At 70.5% G+C, this 16,142-nt stretch carries 12 protein-coding genes; 9 read left to right on the forward strand and 3 right to left on the reverse strand.

The genetic code is table 11. The features are described from left to right. Positions 1-85: 85 nt before the first annotated feature. Positions 86-388, reverse strand: coding sequence for a hypothetical protein (locus CCK91_RS03795; RefSeq protein WP_133059930.1), 303 nt, complete (start codon positions 386-388; stop codon positions 86-88). A gap of 177 nt (positions 389-565) precedes the next feature. Between CCK91_RS03795 and CCK91_RS03800 the strand changes: the two genes are divergently transcribed. Beyond that, complete coding sequence (locus tag CCK91_RS03800) at positions 566-1,213, forward strand: TetR/AcrR family transcriptional regulator (RefSeq protein ID WP_064296018.1); 648 nt, start codon at positions 566-568, stop codon at positions 1,211-1,213. Between the two features lie 62 nt (positions 1,214-1,275). Further along, a complete protein-coding gene (locus tag CCK91_RS03805) occupies positions 1,276-4,170 on the forward strand; it encodes an MMPL family transporter (protein WP_086472918.1) in 2,895 nt (964 codons plus the stop codon). A gap of 126 nt (positions 4,171-4,296) precedes the next feature. Here the strand turns inward: CCK91_RS03805 and CCK91_RS03810 are convergent, their stop codons facing one another. Further along, the gene (locus CCK91_RS03810; protein ID WP_086472919.1) at positions 4,297-4,944 is read right to left on the reverse strand and encodes a pyridoxal 5'-phosphate synthase; all 648 of its coding nucleotides are present in this window, start codon (positions 4,942-4,944) and stop codon (positions 4,297-4,299) included. A 157-nt stretch (positions 4,945-5,101) separates the two neighbouring features. On the opposite strand from CCK91_RS03810, the gene CCK91_RS03815 reads away from it, so the two are divergent. Next, positions 5,102-5,947 carry an alpha/beta fold hydrolase gene (locus CCK91_RS03815; RefSeq protein ID WP_165766980.1) on the forward strand — a complete coding sequence of 282 codons (846 nt, stop codon included), beginning with the start codon at positions 5,102-5,104 and terminating at the stop codon, positions 5,945-5,947. Between the two features lie 307 nt (positions 5,948-6,254). Here the strand turns inward: CCK91_RS03815 and CCK91_RS03820 are convergent, their stop codons facing one another. Next, entirely contained in the window at positions 6,255-7,754 is a 1,500-nt protein-coding gene (locus CCK91_RS03820) for a PucR family transcriptional regulator (protein WP_086473163.1), read from the reverse strand. A gap of 73 nt (positions 7,755-7,827) precedes the next feature. On the opposite strand from CCK91_RS03820, the gene CCK91_RS03825 reads away from it, so the two are divergent. The 6 genes from CCK91_RS03825 to CCK91_RS03850 all read left to right on the forward strand — a co-directional run bounded on the left by CCK91_RS03825 (position 7,828) and on the right by CCK91_RS03850 (position 15,909). Beyond that, entirely contained in the window at positions 7,828-8,964 is a 1,137-nt protein-coding gene (locus CCK91_RS03825; protein WP_086472921.1) for a DUF917 domain-containing protein, read from the forward strand. Beyond that, the gene (locus tag CCK91_RS03830; protein ID WP_086472922.1) at positions 8,961-10,571 is read left to right on the forward strand and encodes a hydantoinase/oxoprolinase N-terminal domain-containing protein; all 1,611 of its coding nucleotides are present in this window, start codon (positions 8,961-8,963) and stop codon (positions 10,569-10,571) included. Before CCK91_RS03825 ends, CCK91_RS03830 begins: the two co-directional genes overlap by 4 nt. 71 nt (positions 10,572-10,642) lie before the next feature. Continuing rightward, a complete protein-coding gene (locus tag CCK91_RS03835) occupies positions 10,643-12,235 on the forward strand; it encodes an ABC transporter substrate-binding protein (protein ID WP_086472923.1) in 1,593 nt (530 codons plus the stop codon). Between the two features lie 2 nt (positions 12,236-12,237). Continuing rightward, positions 12,238-13,290, forward strand: a complete 1,053-nt coding sequence (locus tag CCK91_RS03840) for an ABC transporter permease (protein WP_086472924.1) — start codon at positions 12,238-12,240, stop codon at positions 13,288-13,290. A gap of 4 nt (positions 13,291-13,294) precedes the next feature. Beyond that, complete coding sequence (locus tag CCK91_RS03845) at positions 13,295-15,124, forward strand: dipeptide/oligopeptide/nickel ABC transporter permease/ATP-binding protein (RefSeq protein ID WP_086472925.1); 1,830 nt, start codon at positions 13,295-13,297, stop codon at positions 15,122-15,124. Continuing rightward, positions 15,121-15,909 (forward strand): ABC transporter ATP-binding protein, encoded by a 789-nt coding sequence (locus CCK91_RS03850; protein WP_079704789.1) that lies wholly within the window; start codon positions 15,121-15,123, stop codon positions 15,907-15,909. The genes CCK91_RS03845 and CCK91_RS03850 overlap by 4 nt, the downstream gene beginning before the upstream one ends. Positions 15,910-16,142: the final 233 nt, after the last annotated feature.

The following is a 16,142-nucleotide window of genomic DNA, read 5'->3' on the forward strand; positions in this document are numbered from 1 at the left end:
CCGTCCATCCCGGCACCCGTCCCGGCGTGGCTGAGTCGCCCGTTCTTGCACGAAAATCGGCGATATTCGTGCAAGAACGGGCGAGTCAGCGCCAACGCCGGGCCGCGAGAGCCGATAGGGCGTCGGCGACCACCATCGCCACGACCCCTGCGGCGGCCCAGGAGCCGGTGACGGTCACCGCGTGCGTTCCGGTGGTGTCCAGGAACCCGTGGAAGGTCGCGATGAACGGGACGACGATCGTCGTCGTCTGGCTGAAGGCCAGTGCCGCGAGCAACATGCCCATGATGGCAGTCACTCCAATCGAGATGCCGAGCGCGCACGCCACCATGAACGCCAGAGGAACCCAGCTCGTCGACCTGGTGGGGCGGGCTTCCGTGGTGATGTCCACTGCGACCTCCATCTCTCCTGAAATTCCAGATGTCCAGGCTAGCTCGCGCTCGGGGCGTGTGGCCGAGTCGCCACGATTCGTCTCCGAATCAACGGCGATTCGCGCGCTTCCTGGCAGATCGGTGAACACTGGGTCAACAAGTTGCACTGAGTGCATCGGTGCACGTAGTGTACCCACGTGTCCACCACCGCCCCCGCCGAGGATCGACGCGCCGCCCTCCGCGCGCGCCACCATCGGGCGATCCTCGACGCCGCCCGCGTCATGATCGCGGAGCAGGGCATCGCCGGGTTCAACGTCGACGTCATCGCCGAACGCGCCGACGTCTCCCGCCGCACGGTGTTCAACCACTTCTCCTCGATCGACGACCTCGTCACCACCTCCTGCACCGAGGAGCTGGCCGTCGTGATCGAGAGCTTCCGGTCCGCCGTCAACGCCCGACCGGCAGGCCCCGGGTCGCGCGTCTCGATGTTCGAGGACGTCGCTGCGGCACTCCGCACGACCGACATCCCCCGCGTCATCGCCTTCCTCTGGAACGCGCTCGGCGGCTTCGCACCCGACGACTCGCGCCCGCAACAGCTGTTCCAGGCCACCTTCTCCCGCACCACCCAGGAGCTCGCCCACGAACTGGCCGAGCGCAACACCGACGTCGACGAACTCGAGGCCGGCTTCCTGGTGTCCTCCCTCATGCACGGTGTCGAAGTGCTCGCCCATCACTGGATCGCGAGTACCGGCGCCACCACGGACGATGAAGCCCGTGCCCTCTGGACCGACCTGCTGGAACGGCTCATCGCGAGCGTCCGCACCGGCTACGCGTCCACGCACTGATCCGCTTCCGCTCCGTCCCCGCACACGTCACCAGCACCACCTCCCGAAGAATCGAGACTCCCTTGGCTGAACTGCTGTATCGCCTCGGACGCTTCTCCGCGCGCCGCGCGTGGGCCGTCCTCATCTCCTGGATCGTGATCCTCGGCATCTCGGTCGGCGCGTTCCTCGCCTTCGGCGGCACCCTCTCGAGCGCCGTCACCATCCCGGGCACACCGACCGCGAAGGTCACCGACCAGCTCGAGGAGTCCTTCCCGAGCGCCTCCGGAGGCACCGGGGCGATGGTGTTCCACACCAAGGACGGCGACGCCTTCACCGACAGCCAGAAGAGCGCGATCGGCGAGCTGCTCGACGAGACGGCCGACCTGAAGGGCGTCGACTCCACGGTCAACCCCTTCGAGACGCAGGAGACCATCGCCGACCAGGCGAAGCAGATCTCCGACGGCAAGACGCAGATCGACGACGGCCGCACCCAGCTGACCGACGGCCAGACGCAGCTCGACGCCGGACAGCAGCAGCTGACCGACGCACAGACCCAGCTGAGCGCCGCGCTCGCCCAGGCGCAGCAGGCCGCCGGCGGCACGCTCCCGGCCGCCGCACAGGCCCAGTTCGACGCGCAGCAGACCGCGATCACACAGCAGCAGACGGCGCTCGACGCCCAGCAGGCCACCATCACCGAGAACCTCGCGAAGCTCGACGAGCAGAGCACGAAGCTCGAGCTCTCCTCCCAGCTCCTCGACCTCTCCTCGGGCATCCGCACCGTCTCGACCGACGACACCACCGCGGTCGCGAACGTCGTCTTCGACAAGCGTCAGCAGGAGGTCACGCCGGAGACCAAGCAGTCGGTCATCGACCAGGTGAAGAAGGACGTCCCGTCGGGCGTCGAGGTCGAGTTCTCGAACGAGCTCGCGCAGAGCCTGCCGCAGCTGTTCGGCGTGGGTGAGGCGATCGGCCTCATCATCGCGGCGATCACGTTGCTCGTCATGCTCGGCACGGTCATCGCCGCATCGCTCCCGCTCGTCTCCGCGATCGTCGGCGTCGGTGTCGGCGTCACCGCGTCGCTCTCGCTCTCGGGCGTCGTCGACATGCTCTCGATCACGCCGGTGCTCGGCGTCATGCTCGGGCTCGCGGTCGGCATCGACTACTCGCTGTTCATCCTCAACCGGCACCGCAAGCAGCTGCTCGCGGGCGTCGAACTGCACGAGTCCATCGGCCTCGCGAACGGCACCTCGGGCAACGCGGTCGTCTTCGCCGGATCGACCGTCCTCGTCGCCCTGCTGGCGCTCAACGTCACGGGGATCCCGTTCCTCGGCCTGATGGGCACCGTCGGCGCGATCTGCGTCGCCGTCGCGATCCTGCTCGCGGTCACCCTCACGCCCGCCCTGCTGTCGCTGCTCGGCCTCCGCATCCTCAGCCGGAAGGCACGCGGCACCATCGGCACGCCGCGCCCGGACGCCGTCCCGACCAAGCCCATGGGCACCCTGCGCGCCGTCGGCACGCTCGTCGCCGGACTCGTCGTGCTCGGCGTCGTCGCGATCCCTGCGCTCGACATGCGCCTCGGTCTGCCGGACGGCAGCTCGGAGGCCGTCGACTCGACGCAGTACCAGTCCTACACGCTCATCGAGGACAAGTTCGGTGCCGGCGTCAACGGTCCGCTGCTCGTCGTCGCCACGCTGCCCGACGCCGCCACCGACGAGGAGGTCCTCAAGGAGCAGGTGCGGATCGGCCAGGAGATCGCCGACCAGGACGACGTGAAGGCCGTTGCGCCTGTGGGTGCCTCGGACGACAACTCCGTGCTCGCCTTCCAGGTGATCCCGAAGGAGGGGCCGAACGCCGTCTCCACCGAGCAGCTCGTCCGCGACCTGCGTGACCTCTCGCCGCTGTCGGGTGACGTCGAGCTCGGCGTGGCCGGTAGCGCGAGCGGCAACATCGACGTCTCGAAGCAGCTGTCCGACGCCCTCCCGCTCTACCTGGCGCTCGTGGTCGGTCTGTCGCTGATCATCATGATCCTCGTGTTCCGCTCGATCCTCGTGCCGCTCACGGCGACGCTCGGCTTCATGCTGTCGCTCGCGGCGACCTTCGGTGGCATCACGGCGATCTTCCAGTGGGGCTGGCTCGGCCCGGTGTTCGGTGTCCACGACCCGGGGCCCATCCTGAGCTTCCTGCCGACGATCCTCATCGGCATCCTCTTCGGGCTCGCGATGGACTACCAGCTGTTCCTCGTGTCCGGCATGCGCGAGGCGTTCGCCCATGGTGCCCCGGCGCGCCTGGCGGTCCAGCGTGGCCTGCACGCCGGCCGGACGGTCGTCGTGGCGGCGGCGATCATCATGATCTCCGTCTTCGGCGGGTTCATCTTCTCCCACTCGGCGATGATCCGGTCCATCGGCTTCGGTCTGGCGTTCGGCGTGCTCGTCGACGCGTTCGTCGTCCGCATGCTCCTCATCCCGGCGGTCATGCACCTGCTCGGGAAGAGCGCCTGGTGGATCCCGAAGTGGCTCGACCGCATCCTGCCGAACGTCGACGTCGAGGGTGCCGCTCTCGAGCGCAGCCACCCGGCGCATCAGGTCGAGGCCGGTGACACGGGTTCGGTCGCGACCGCCCCGTCGGGCAGCGAATCGCGGAACGCGATCGACGGCGCGGAGACGGCGGCCCTGGGTGCCGGCGCGACCGCGGGCACGGCCGCGCACGTGGCCGCACCGTCGACTGAGCTGACCCGTCGGGAGGCGGCGGCCGCCGCCGAGCGGACGCACCCGGCGCACGTGCTCACGACCGACCCCGACCCTGCCGACCAGCAGGTCTCCCGGGTGGAGCCCGGGCTCGACGTCATCGTGCACCCGGCGACCGCCGGTGTGCAGCGCGTGGCCGTCGGTGCCTACGTCATCGCGGTCGACGCCGACAACGGCACCGCGGTCGTCGAGCCGCCCGTCGGCGGCGTCGTGGTCGTCCGCGCGCCGAGGTAGCGCGGCGCTCGGTCCCCGGGTGGGCTGCACTGAGCCTGTCGAAGTTTCGAAGGGCGGGGTGGTCCGGGTTGCATTTCGACAGGCTCAATGACCGGGGTGGGGCGGCGGCCGGTGGTCGCCTCTCCGCTACGGCTGCAGGCGGTCCACGATCCAGCCGCCGTCGGCCGCGAGGTAGCGGAGGCGCCGGTGCATGCGGTCGCGACTGGCGTGCCAGAACTCGACCATGTCGGGGACGAGCCGGAACCCGACCCACGTGGCAGGCCGGGGCACGTCGTCGCCCTCGCGCTCGAGCAACGCGTTCGCCTGCGCGATGAGGGCGTCGAGGGTCTCCTCCGGGCCGTCGCGGAACGGCGTCGACTGGTGGGCGACCGCCGTCGCCGCTCGTGACTTCGGTGAGCGATCGGCGAACAGCGCGTCGGACTCCTCGTCGCTCAGCTGCTCGACGCGGCCCTCGAAGCGGAGCTGCTGCATCGTCTCGCGCCAGTACACCTGGAGAGCGGCGCTCGGGTTCTCGGCGAGCTGCCCGCCCTTCCGGCTCTCGGTCGATGAGCCGAAGATCAGGCCGCGATCGTCGAGCGTCTTCACATCGACGGTCCGCGCGCTGACGACACCGACCGAGGTGGCGGTCGCGAGCGTCATCGACCGGGGTTCGCTGACGTCCCGCTCGATCGCTGCGGCGAGCCACTGCTGAGCGAGCAGCATGGGTTCGGCGGGCGGGGTGTCGAACTCGGGCAGCTGCAGGGTGTCGTCTCCGGAGAGGGGTTCGGCGCTCATGTCGCGAGCCTACCCGCGTTGTCCTCGGTGCCGACGGCTGGGGCGCCGGCACAGTCTCCACGGGAACCGTGGTGTCCGGGCACATGGTGCATGGTCAGGCCGCGGGCTAGCCTCGGAACGCCTGCCAGGGAACACGTTCGAGGAGAGTGAGCACCGCATGCCGTACACCGACACCGACGACGTCTCGATCTACTACGAGGTGGAGGGCGACCCCGCCGACCCGGTGATCGTGCTCATCGCGGGCGGCGGTGCGCAGCTGCTCACCTGGCGTGACCCGTTCCGGGCGATGCTCGTGGACGAGGGTTTCCGCGTCGTGCGGTTCGACAACCGCGACGTCGGCTTCTCGCAGCGGTTCGGTGGTGAGACCGACCTCGACGGTGGGTACTCGCTCGGCGACATGGGTGACGACGTCCTGCGGGTGCTCGACCACCTCGGGGTCGAGCAGGCGCACCTCGTCGGGCACTCGATGGGCGGCATGATGGCGCAGATGGTCGCGCTCGACCACCCGGAGCGCGTGCTGAGTCTCGGCCTGCTGTCCACGATCCCCGGCCAGGACCCTCGCTACATCCTGCACGGCGAGCGGCCCGAGCTGCTCGTCGAGCCGGTGCGATACACCCGGGAGGAGTCCGTCGCCGCGATGGCGGAGCTCGCCGCGCCCGTCCCCGGCGCCCGCTACCAGCCGGACACCGAGTGGGAGGTGTGGGCGACCGGCGAGGCCTACGACCGCGGGTACGCGCCGGAAGGGTTCAGTCGGCAGTGGGCGGCGCTGCTGCGTGCGCCCGAGCGACTCGAGCGGCTGCGCGACGTGACCGTGCCGACCCTCGTGCTCCACGGTCGTGAGGACGACGTCCTGCACTGGTCGTCCGCCGTGGACATCGCCCAGGTGATGCCGGCGGCCGAGCTCCACGTGCTCCCGGGCATGGGGCACCTCATCCCCGCCGAGCTCTGGCCGACGCTCGCCGCCGGCATCGTCCGGGTGGCGAGGAGCTCGTCCGGTCATTGAGCCTGTCGAAATGCGGCTCGGAGGACGTGTCGCCGACGGGAAGGCGCCGCGTGGGCCCTTCGACAGGCTCAGGGACCGGGAAGACCTGTGCCCGGTCATTGAGCCTGTCGAAATGCGGCACGGAGGACGTGTAGCCGACGGGAAGGCGCCGCGTGGGCCCTTCGACAGGCTCAGGGACCGGGAAGACCTGTGCCCGGTCATTGAGCTTGTCGAAATGCAGCGAAGAGGACGTGTCGCCGACGGGAGGGCTATGCGTGGGCCCTTCGACACGCGGTTCCTGAGCCTGTCGAGGGGCAGGGACCGGGGCCTACGGCATGCCGATGAGCCGCACCCGGCAGGCGAGTTCCGCGGCGAAGCGGACGTCCGGGTCGGCGAGGTCGAGTTCGAGCGACTGCTCGATGCGCCGGATCCGGTAGTTCACCGCGTTCGGATGCAGGTTCAGCTCGGCCCCGGCACGCGCCAGCGAGTTCCGATGGCTGAGGTAGGAGAGGAGCGTCCGCACCGAGATCGTGGCCCGCTCCGGCCCGAGGGCGTCGAGCGGCGAGAGGATGTCGTCGAGCAGTGTCCGGCTGAGCGGTGAGGCGTAGAAGTCGAGGAGGACCCGGCGGAGCCCGGTGACGTCCGTCGCCTCCATGGTGCCGAAGCGACCACCCGCGATGGCGGCCTCCGCCGCGACCCGCGCCTCGGTCGCCGACTGCCGGAGCCCCGCCGCCCCGCTCTGCGGCGTCCCGAGCCCGACGGTGAACGTCCACTCCGGCCCCGCGATCGTCGAGGCGTGCGCGACGATCCGCTCCATCACGTCGCGCAGTCGCCGCTGGTGGTCGGGTGCGCCGAGCTCCTCCGAGGAGATGACCACGATCTCGTCGCGTCGCATCGCGAGGTGCCACTGCTCCTCGCGCTGGTCGACGAGTTGCAGCGCGAAGAGCTCGACGGAGGGCGCGAGGACCGTGGGTGCCCGGCGGTCGGGATCGCTCGCGTGCTTCGGCGTCAGCCACGCCACCGCGTGCGACAGCTGCAGCGGCAGGCCGGCCCGGACCGCGTCCATCGCGAAGCCGTCGATGCGGGACGATTCGGCGAAGATCAGCTCGATGATGAGCTCCGCCCGCGAGCGGACCGAACCGAACCGTCCGTGCAGTTCCCGCTGCAAAGCGCGCGAGAGGACGGAGGCGATGACCGGGAGGGCGATCGCCGCGGCCGGGTCGTCGCGCTCGGCGTGGACGCGCCCGATCGGGATCTCACCGATGCACACCGCGTCCGGTTCGAGCCAGCTCGCGCTCGCATCCTCGACGAGCGTGACCGGCACCCCCAGGGTCGTGCTGGCGACCTCGAGGATCGCCTCCCGTACGCCGACACCCGACGCCTGCTCCGCTTCGGCCGCGGACGCGCTGATCACCCGTTGGATCGCGAACTCGGCGCGTGACATCGCCTCCTCGGCCCCGCCGCGGATCGTGCGGTCCATGAGCACGGCGAGGTCGGAGGCGATGCCCTCGCTCATGATCACCGGCAGACCAGCGCGGTCCGCGAGGGCCCGCGAGGTCTCGGCGACGGGGAACGCACCGACGAACACGAGCGCCGCGCAGCCCGCGGCGATGGCCCGGCGGATGGCGATGTCGACCTGGTACGGCCTCGGGACGGCGCCGTCGGGGGTCGTCACGATGGCGATGGACTGCTCGGTCGCGTCGTTCAGCTCGTCGAGCGCGAGGATCTCGACGCCGGTGACCGGGACGCCAGCGGGGGCACCGGCGACGCAGCGTGCGCCGAGATGCTCGGCTTGGAGGATGACGTCGGCGACGGTTACTTGGGCCATGAGCACATTCTGCCCCGATTGTGTGGGCCACGGGAACATTGTCGTGGTTCCCCGCCCTGCCTACGCTCGGTACATGTCAACGAACCACCCCGCTGCACGCTCCGCAGCATCGGCCACGCCGATCACCAGCATCACCCTGGCCGACGTGCCGGCGCTCGCCGCAGGATGCGCCATCTTCGGTACCGGTGGCGGCGGCGCGGTGCAGACCCCGCAGCTCGGCGTCGAGATCGCCCTGGAGCAGTTCGGTCCGGTCCCCGTCAAACAGGTCGCCGACCTCGACGCGGACGACGTGGTCGTCGCCATGTCCGGCATCGGAGCGCCCTCGGTGGGCTTCGAGATGCTCGGCGCGAGCGGCCAGGCAGAGATCATCGTCGAGGAGATCGAGCGCCTCACCGGCAAGCGCATCACCACGATCATGGCGACGGAGATCGGCGGCAGCAACGGCGTCGGCCCCGTCGGCTGGGCCGCGAGCCTCGGTCTCAGCATCCTCGACGCCGACGGCATGGGACGCGCCTTCCCGGAAGCGCCGATGACCGCGATGAACGTCGCGAACCTCCCGCCCGGGTACGCGGTCCTGAGCGATGTGATCGGCAACGTCTCGATCCTGCGACCCGTCAGCCTCGCCTGGCTCGAGCGCCACGCCCGCGCCCTCACCGTGGCCAGCGGCGCGATCTCGATCGGCGCCAACTACGTCATGGACCGCGACACCGTCCGCGGCGCGGTCATCGAGGGCAGCGTCAGCCGCGCCGTGCAGGTCGGGCGCCGGCTCCTCACCGCCACCGACCCCGTCGGCGCGCTCACGGACGAACTCGGCGCGTCCCTGATCACGGGCGGCAAGGTCGTCGACATCGAGCGGCGCACCGAGGGCGGGTTCACCCGCGGTTCCGTCACCGTCGAGGGGATCGGCGAGCACCGCGGTCGCCTCACCCGCGTGGAGATCCAGAACGAGAACCTCGTCGTCATGGAGGACGGAGCGGTCATCGTCAGCGTCCCCGACCTCGTCACGATCGTCGACTCCGAGACGGGCGACGCGATCTCCACCGAGATGCTGCGCTTCGGGCAGCGGGTGAGCGTCCTCGCCTGGGCGTGCGATCCACTGTGGCGCACCGCGCGCGGCCTCGAACTCGCCGGCCCGCGCGCGTTCGGCTACGACCTCGACTACGAGCCCTTCGGCGTGAGCGCCGACGAGACCATTGGAGCGACCCGATGAGCGCCGGCACCACGACCAGCACAGTCACCGACACCTCGGGCGAACTCGCGATCGGCATCGACGTCGGCGGGACCAACACCGACGCCGTCGCGCTCTCGGGCACGGGCGAGGTCGTCTCGTGGACGAAGCAGCCCACCACCCGCGACGTCACCGGCGGCATCCGGGCGGCGCTCGCCGAGGTCCTCGACCAGCTCGGCGACGACCGAAGCCTCGTCACCCGCGTCATGCTCGGCACCACCCACGCCACCAACGCGATCGTCAACCGTCGCGACCTCGGACGCGTCGTCGTCATCCGGCTGGGCTCGCCCGCAGCCACCTCGCTCCCGCCGCTCGCCGGCTGGCCGCGGGAACTGCGCGACGTCGTCCTCGCGGGGAGCATCCTCGCGGGCGGCGGCCACCTCGTCGACGGCTACCCGATCGCCCCGCTCGACCGCGACCTCATCCGCCGGGAGCTCGACGCCCTGGCCGGCACCTTCGACGCCGTCGCCGTCTGCGGCATCTTCAGCCCGTCGTTCCCCGAGCAGGAGCTCGAGGTCGAGGCGCTCGTCCAGGACCACGTCGGGGTCGACATCCCGGTGTCGCTGAGCCACGAGATCGGCGCGCTCGGGTTGTTGGAGCGCGAGAACGCGACCGTCCTGAACGCGTCGCTCTACGCCGTCGCCCGCGACGTCACGAACGCGCTCACGACCGTCGTCGCCGAGGAACGACTCGACGCGACCACCTACTTCGCCCAGAACGACGGCACGCTCATGGCCGTCGAGTACGCGGCGCGTTACCCGGTGCTCACGATCGGTTCCGGGCCGGCGAACTCCATCCGCGGCGCCGCCTTCCTCTCCGGTGCCGACAACGCGATCATCATCGACGTCGGCGGCACGACGAGCGACCTCGGCGTGCTCGTCGACCGGTTCCCCCGCGAGTCGACCCTGCCCCGGGAGGTCGGTGGCGTGCGGACGAACTTCCGCATGCCCGACATCCTGAGCGTCGGCCTCGGCGGCGGCACGATCGTCGACACCGCGACCGGCATTCCGCGGCACGACTCGGTCGGTTACCGCCTCACCGAGGAGGCGCTGCTGTTCGGCGGCACCACCCCGACCCTCACCGACGCGGCCTCGCTCCAGTTCGGCATCGCCGACCGCGAGCTACCGCCCCTCGACCGCGCGACCCGCCAGGCCCTCGAGCACGCGCTCGGCGTCGCCCACGAACGCATCGAGTCCGCCGTCGAGCGCATGTCGCTCGGCCGAACCGGCCTCCCGCTCGTCGTCGTTGGCGGCGGCGGATTCCTCGTCCCGGACGCCGTCCTCGGCGCGAGCGAGGTCCTGCGCCCGGCGCGCGGCAACGTCGCCAACGCCGTGGGCGCGGCCATCGCGCTCGCCGGTGGGCGCTCCGATCAGCTCTGCGACTTCGCCGACCGCGCAGCCGCCATCGAGGAGGCAGGACGCTCCGCGATCGAGAAGGCGATCCAGGCCGGCGCAGACCCGCGCTCGGTCGAGATCGTCGACGTGCTCGAGACCCCCGTCTCGTACGCGACCCGCCCCACCCTGAAGGTCTCCGTGAAGGCGGCGGGTCCGCTCGCCCGCATCGGAGTGCCGTTGAGACGCACGTTGTAGTCCAACCCCGCTCCACCCCATCCGATCCGGCCACCCGCGCACCACGGCCACCCGAGTACGAAGGATCCAGCATGAACAGCAAGCGGAAAGCCGCGGCGGCACTCGCCACCGCGGCCCTCACCGCGGTGGCCCTCACCGCGTGCACCTCCTCGCAATCCTCCGATTCGTCCGGCGAGTACGTCTCCGGCGGCACCTTCGTCACCGCGATGAGCGGCGACCCGGGCAGCCTCGTCCCCATGACTGGGATCAGCCTCGAGGCCCGCGAGATCATCAGCTTCCACTACGAATCGCTCGTGTACGTCAACGCCGACGGCGAGCTCCTGCCCTGGCTGGCCGAGAGCTGGGAGGAGGACGCCACCTCCACCTCCATCACCTACACGCTCAAGGACGGCATCACCTGCGCCGACGGCACCCCGTTCACCGCGGAGACCGCCGCGGCGAACATCACCTACAACGCCGACCCGGCCAACGCGACCTTCTACTACGGCGCGCAGGTCTCCGAGCGGATGACCGCGACCGCCGACGGCAACCAGCTCACCGTCACGAGCTCGACGCCCGACCCGTTCATCCTCGCCAACACCGGCACTGTCGAGATGGTCTGCCAGGCCGGCCTCGACGACCCGGACTCCCTCGTCGAGACGATGAACGGCACCGGCCTCTTCACCCTCGACAAGGCGACCCCCGGCTCCAGCTACACCTTCACGAAGCGCGACGACTACACCTGGGGCCCCGAGGACGTCACGAGCGACACCAAGGGCCTGCCGGACACCTTCGAGGTCCGCGTCGTCACCGACCCCGGGACCGCCGCGAACCTGCTGCTCTCCGGTGACGTGAACGCCGCGAGCATCGGCGGCGCCGACCAGGACCGCGTCGAGGCCGCCGGTCTCGGCAGCGAGGGCGTGCGCAACCCGATCGGCGAGATGCTCTTCAACGAGCGTCCTGAGCGTCCCACCTCCGACCCGCTCGTCCGTGAGGCCCTCGTCACCGCGATCGACCGCGAGCAGGTCGGTGAGGTCGTCACCGACGGCACCGCCGAGGAGTCCAAGTCGCTCGTCGTGAAGAGCCCGTACCTCTGCGTCGCCGACGGTCCGCAGTGGACGCTCCCCGAGACGGACGTCGAGAAGTCCGGCGAGCTGCTCGACGAGGCGGGCTGGACGCTCGGTTCCGACGGCAAGCGCTCGAAGGACGGCGAACCGCTGACGATCAAGTTCATCTACGACGCTGCCACCCCGAGCCACGCGGCAGCGGCCGAGCTCGTGCAGCAGACCTGGGACGAGCTGGGCGTCACGACGGAGCTCTCGGGCAACGACGCGAACGCCTGGTCGGAGCAGCTGTTCTCGACCTTCGACTGGGATACCGGCTTCGTGCAGATCGCTCCGGGCGGACCGGTCATCGTGAACACCTTCTTCGGTGGCGAGACCCCGGACAAGGGCGGCAACAACTTCATGTTCGTCGACAACCCGGAGTACGACGCGCTCGCCGAGCAGGCCAAGACAGCCAGCCCGGAGGAGACCTGCGACCTCTGGCAGCAGGCCGAGGCGAAGCTCATCGAGCGGACGGACGTGTTCCCGATCGCCGACGCGCAGGACTTCCTGTACCTGAACGGCGCCGAGGTCGAGCGTCCGAACTTCATCCGCCCGACGAGCATCCGGATGGTCGGCTGATCATGACGATCCCCTCGACCGTGACCACCGAGCAGGCCACCGAGCAGGCCCAGGGCCCCGGCGGCCCGGCGGTCGCGCGTCGAGGGGGTCGCGGCGTCCTCGGCGGACTCTCCCCGCGGACCTCGTTCATCCTCCGACGACTCGGCCGGGTACTCGTCTCCCTCGCCATCGTCATCGTCGCGACGTTCCTGATCGTGCAGCTCGTGCCGGGCGACCCGGTGCGGGCTGCGCTCGGGAACAGCGCGACCCCGGAACTCGTGGAGCGGACACGCGCCGACCTCGGCTTGAACGTGCCGGTGCCGGAGCAGTTCGTCAACTACGTCAGCGGGCTGTTCCGCGGCGACTTCGGGACGGCGATCGGGTCGCAGCGGCCGGTCGCCGACACGATCGCGCAGCGCTTCCCGGTGACGCTCACCCTCGCGGTCGCCTCCTTCCTCCTCGCCGCGATCGGCGCCTTCCCCATCGGCGTCGCGACCGCGGTGTCCTCGCGCACCGGCCGCCGTCGCCTCGCCGACCTCGGCGTCTCGGGCCTGCTCGGCGTGCTCATCGCCATCCCGAGCCTGCTGCTCGCCGTCGGTCTCATCGCCGTGTTCAGCATCGGGCTCAAGGTGCTCCCGGCCGCCGGCTGGGGAGGCTTCGACCAGGCGATCCTGCCGGTGGTCGCCCTCGCGGTCGGTCCGATGGCGTATCTGGCCCGCATCGTGCACGTGGAGATGCTGGCCGTCCTCGAGATGCCGTACATGACCACCGCACGGAGCAAGCGCCTGCCGACGCACCTCGTCTACCTCCGGCACGCGCTGCCGAACATGGTGACCTCGACGCTCACGATCGGCGGCATCATCCTCACGGGCATGGTCGCCGGCACCGTGCTCATCGAGACGGTCTTCGCCATCCCCGGTCTCGGGACGAGCATCGTGTCGTCGATCACCTCGAAGGACTACCCGATGATCCAGGGCATCGTGCTCGTGTACGCGATCCTCGTCCTCGGCCTCAACCTCCTCATCGACATCGCGCTCGCGACGATCGATCCGCGCTCCTCGATCACGGAGGGCTGAGCTCATGAGCACCCGTCCGACCACCTCCGGTCCCACCCCCTCACGCCGATCCCCGGTGCTCGACCGCCTCCGCACCCCGCGCGGCCTGACCGGCGCGATCGGAGCGCTCCTCATCATCGTGGTCGCGGTCGTCGGCCCGACCGTCTGGGGGTCCGCCGCCGACACGACGTCCGTGGCCGACCGCCTCGCCGGTGCAAGCCTCGCCCACCCCTTCGGCACCGACGAGCTCGGTCGCGACGTCTTCGCCCGGGTCATGGTCGCCACGCGGGTGTCCGTCCTGCTGACCCTCGGCGCCACCGCGATCTCGGTCGTCGGCGGCGTCCTGCTCGGGGCCGTCGCGACGGTCCTGCCTCGACCGCTGCGTCGACTCGTCACGGCACTCATCGACATCCTGCTGTCGTTCCCCTGGCTGCTCATGGCGCTGTTCTTCTCGGTGATCTGGGGCGCGAGTGCCACCGGCGCGATGCTCGCCGTCGGGTTCGCCGGCGTGCCGACCTTCGCCCGCCTCACCTACACGCTCGCGTCGTCCCTCATCGGTCGCGACTACGTGAAGGCCGCGCGGATCGCGGGTGTCGGGCAGGCGGAGGTCCTCGTCCGGCACGTCATGCCGAACATGCTCCCGCCGATGCTCGTGAACGCGGCGGTCTCCGCCTCCGGCACGCTGCTCGCCTTCGCCGGCCTGTCCTTCCTCGGTCTCGGTGTGCAGGCGCCCGAGTACGACTGGGGTCGCCTCCTCGGCCTCGGGATCGCGCGCATCTACGGCAACCCGATGGCGGCGATCGGTCCCGGCATCGCGCTCGTCGTCTGCGGCGTCATCTTCACGCAGCTCGGCGAGCTCTGGAACGAGTCGTCGAAGCGGCTGCTCGGCCTGCCCGCGCCGGCGCGACGTCGCACCGCGGCTCCCGCGACCGCCTCGGCTGCTGCTGCGACGCCGGCCGACCAGGAGCCCGTCGTGCAGGTGCGCGACCTCCGCGTCGCCTTCCCGGACCGCGACGGCCGACTCGTCGAGCGCGTCCACGGCATCAGCCTCACGATCATGCCCGGCGAGGTCGTCGGTGTCGTCGGCGAGTCCGGATCGGGCAAGTCGGTGAGTGCGATGGCGATCGCCGCCCTCCTCGGGCCCGACTCCTCGGTGCAGGCCTCGGAGCTGAGCTTCCGCGGGATCGACATGACCGCGCCGCTGACGAAGGCCGAGCGCAGCCGCCTCGGCCTCGAGCTCGCCATGGTCTTCCAGGACCCGCTCACCTCGCTCAACCCGTCGCTCACGATCGGCAAGCAGCTCCGCGAGACCGTCGAGGTCCACGAGGGGCTGTCGGCGGCCGAGTCCACGAAGCGGGCCGAGGCCGCGCTCGAGTCGGTGCGGATCCCGCTTCCGGCCAAGCGCCTGAAGCAGTTCCCGCACGAGCTGTCCGGCGGCATGCGGCAACGGGCCATGATCGGTATGGGGCTCATGGGCCGCCCGAAGCTGCTCATCGCCGACGAGCCGACCACCGCGCTCGACGTGACGGTGCAGCGCCAGGTCCTCCGGGTCCTCCACGAGGCACAGGAGCAGACGGGTGCTGCGATCCTGCTCATCTCGCATGACATCGCCCTCGTCAGCGGGTTCTGCGACCGCATCCTCGTCATGAAGGACGGCCGTATCGTCGAGTCGCTCGACGCCGACCGCCTCCACGAGGCGCGGCACCCGTACACCCGTGGGCTCATCGCCTGCGTCCCCGACATGACCTCCGACCGCACCATGCCGCTCCCGGTCATCGGTGCGATCGACGAGGAGCCCCTCCCGGTCCCTGAGCTTGTCGAAGGGCCCATCACCACCGAAGGACAGCGCGCATGACCGGTCTCGAGTTCTCCGGCCTCACGGTCCGCTACGGCCACGGCGCGTCCGCGCACACCGCGGTCGACGGCTTCGACCTGACGGTCCGCCCGGGCACGTCCCACGGCCTCGTGGGGGAGTCCGGCTCGGGCAAGTCGACGGTCGCCGCGGCCGCCGTCGGTCTCGTCATCCCGAGCGCCGGCGGCATCCGACTGAACGGTGCCGACATCGTCGGGCGCTCGTCCGCGGCCCGTCGTGCGCGTCGACGCGTGCAACTCGTCTTCCAGGACCCGTACTCCGCGCTCGACCCGCGCATGCCGATCGGTTTGTCGATCGCCGAGGGGTCCCGGGCGACGGGGCGCTCCTGGAGTCGCTCGGAGCAGCGGTCCCGCGTGGGCGAGCTGCTCGAGCGCGTGCACATCGACCCGGACCGGGCTGGTGACCTGCCGTCGGCGTTCTCGGGCGGTCAGCGGCAGCGCATCACGATCGCCCGGGCGCTCGCGGCCGAACCGGAGGTCCTGATCGCCGACGAGATCACCTCGGCGCTCGACGTGTCGGTGCAGGGCGTCGTCCTCAACCTGCTGCGCGAGCTGCAGCGTGAGCTCGAACTCACGGTGCTGTTCATCTCCCACAACCTCGCCGTCGTGAACTACATGTGCGACACGGTGAGCGTCATGCAGGCCGGCCGGGTCGTCGAGGCGGGCCCCACGGCCACCGTCCTCGCTGCTCCCGAGGACGCCTACACCCGAGAGCTCCTGGCCTCCGTGCCCGTGATGGGCCGCCGCATGACCTGGGACGAGGAGTAGCCAGGGACCGGGGGTCACCGGGTCGGCCTCTTCCGGTCACTGAGCTTGTCGAAGTGCCCACGGGTGACGTCGCCCTTCGACAGGCTCAGGGACCGGGTCTGCGGGCCAGAGCCCTCCCAATTCCTGAGCGCACCTCTCCCGGTCACTGAGCTTGTCGAAGTGCCCACGGGTGACGTCGCCCTTCGACAGGCTCAGGGACCGCGTCTGCCGGGTTGGCCTGGTTCCGGTCACTG

Source organism: Plantibacter elymi (nom. nud.) (genome assembly GCF_900177795.1).
In the GTDB taxonomy this organism is placed as follows: Bacteria; Actinomycetota; Actinomycetes; order Actinomycetales; family Microbacteriaceae; genus Plantibacter; species Plantibacter elymi.

What these genes read in the sequence shown, in the direction of transcription:
- CCK91_RS03810 (WP_086472919.1), bottom strand. Translation starts at nt 4,944, where the DNA reads ATGAGCGCCGAACCCCTCTCCGGAGACGACACCCTGCAGCTGCCCGAG.
- CCK91_RS03815 (WP_165766980.1), top strand. Translation starts at nt 5,102, where the DNA reads ATGCCGTACACCGACACCGACGACGTCTCGATCTACTACGAGGTGGAG.
- CCK91_RS03820 (WP_086473163.1), bottom strand. Translation starts at nt 7,754, where the DNA reads ATGGCCCAAGTAACCGTCGCCGACGTCATCCTCCAAGCCGAGCATCTC.
- CCK91_RS03825 (WP_086472921.1), top strand. Translation starts at nt 7,828, where the DNA reads ATGTCAACGAACCACCCCGCTGCACGCTCCGCAGCATCGGCCACGCCG.
- CCK91_RS03830 (WP_086472922.1), top strand. Translation starts at nt 8,961, where the DNA reads ATGAGCGCCGGCACCACGACCAGCACAGTCACCGACACCTCGGGCGAA.
- CCK91_RS03835 (WP_086472923.1), top strand. Translation starts at nt 10,643, where the DNA reads ATGAACAGCAAGCGGAAAGCCGCGGCGGCACTCGCCACCGCGGCCCTC.
- CCK91_RS03840 (WP_086472924.1), top strand. Translation starts at nt 12,238, where the DNA reads ATGACGATCCCCTCGACCGTGACCACCGAGCAGGCCACCGAGCAGGCC.
- CCK91_RS03845 (WP_086472925.1), top strand. Translation starts at nt 13,295, where the DNA reads ATGAGCACCCGTCCGACCACCTCCGGTCCCACCCCCTCACGCCGATCC.
- CCK91_RS03850 (WP_079704789.1), top strand. Translation starts at nt 15,121, where the DNA reads ATGACCGGTCTCGAGTTCTCCGGCCTCACGGTCCGCTACGGCCACGGC.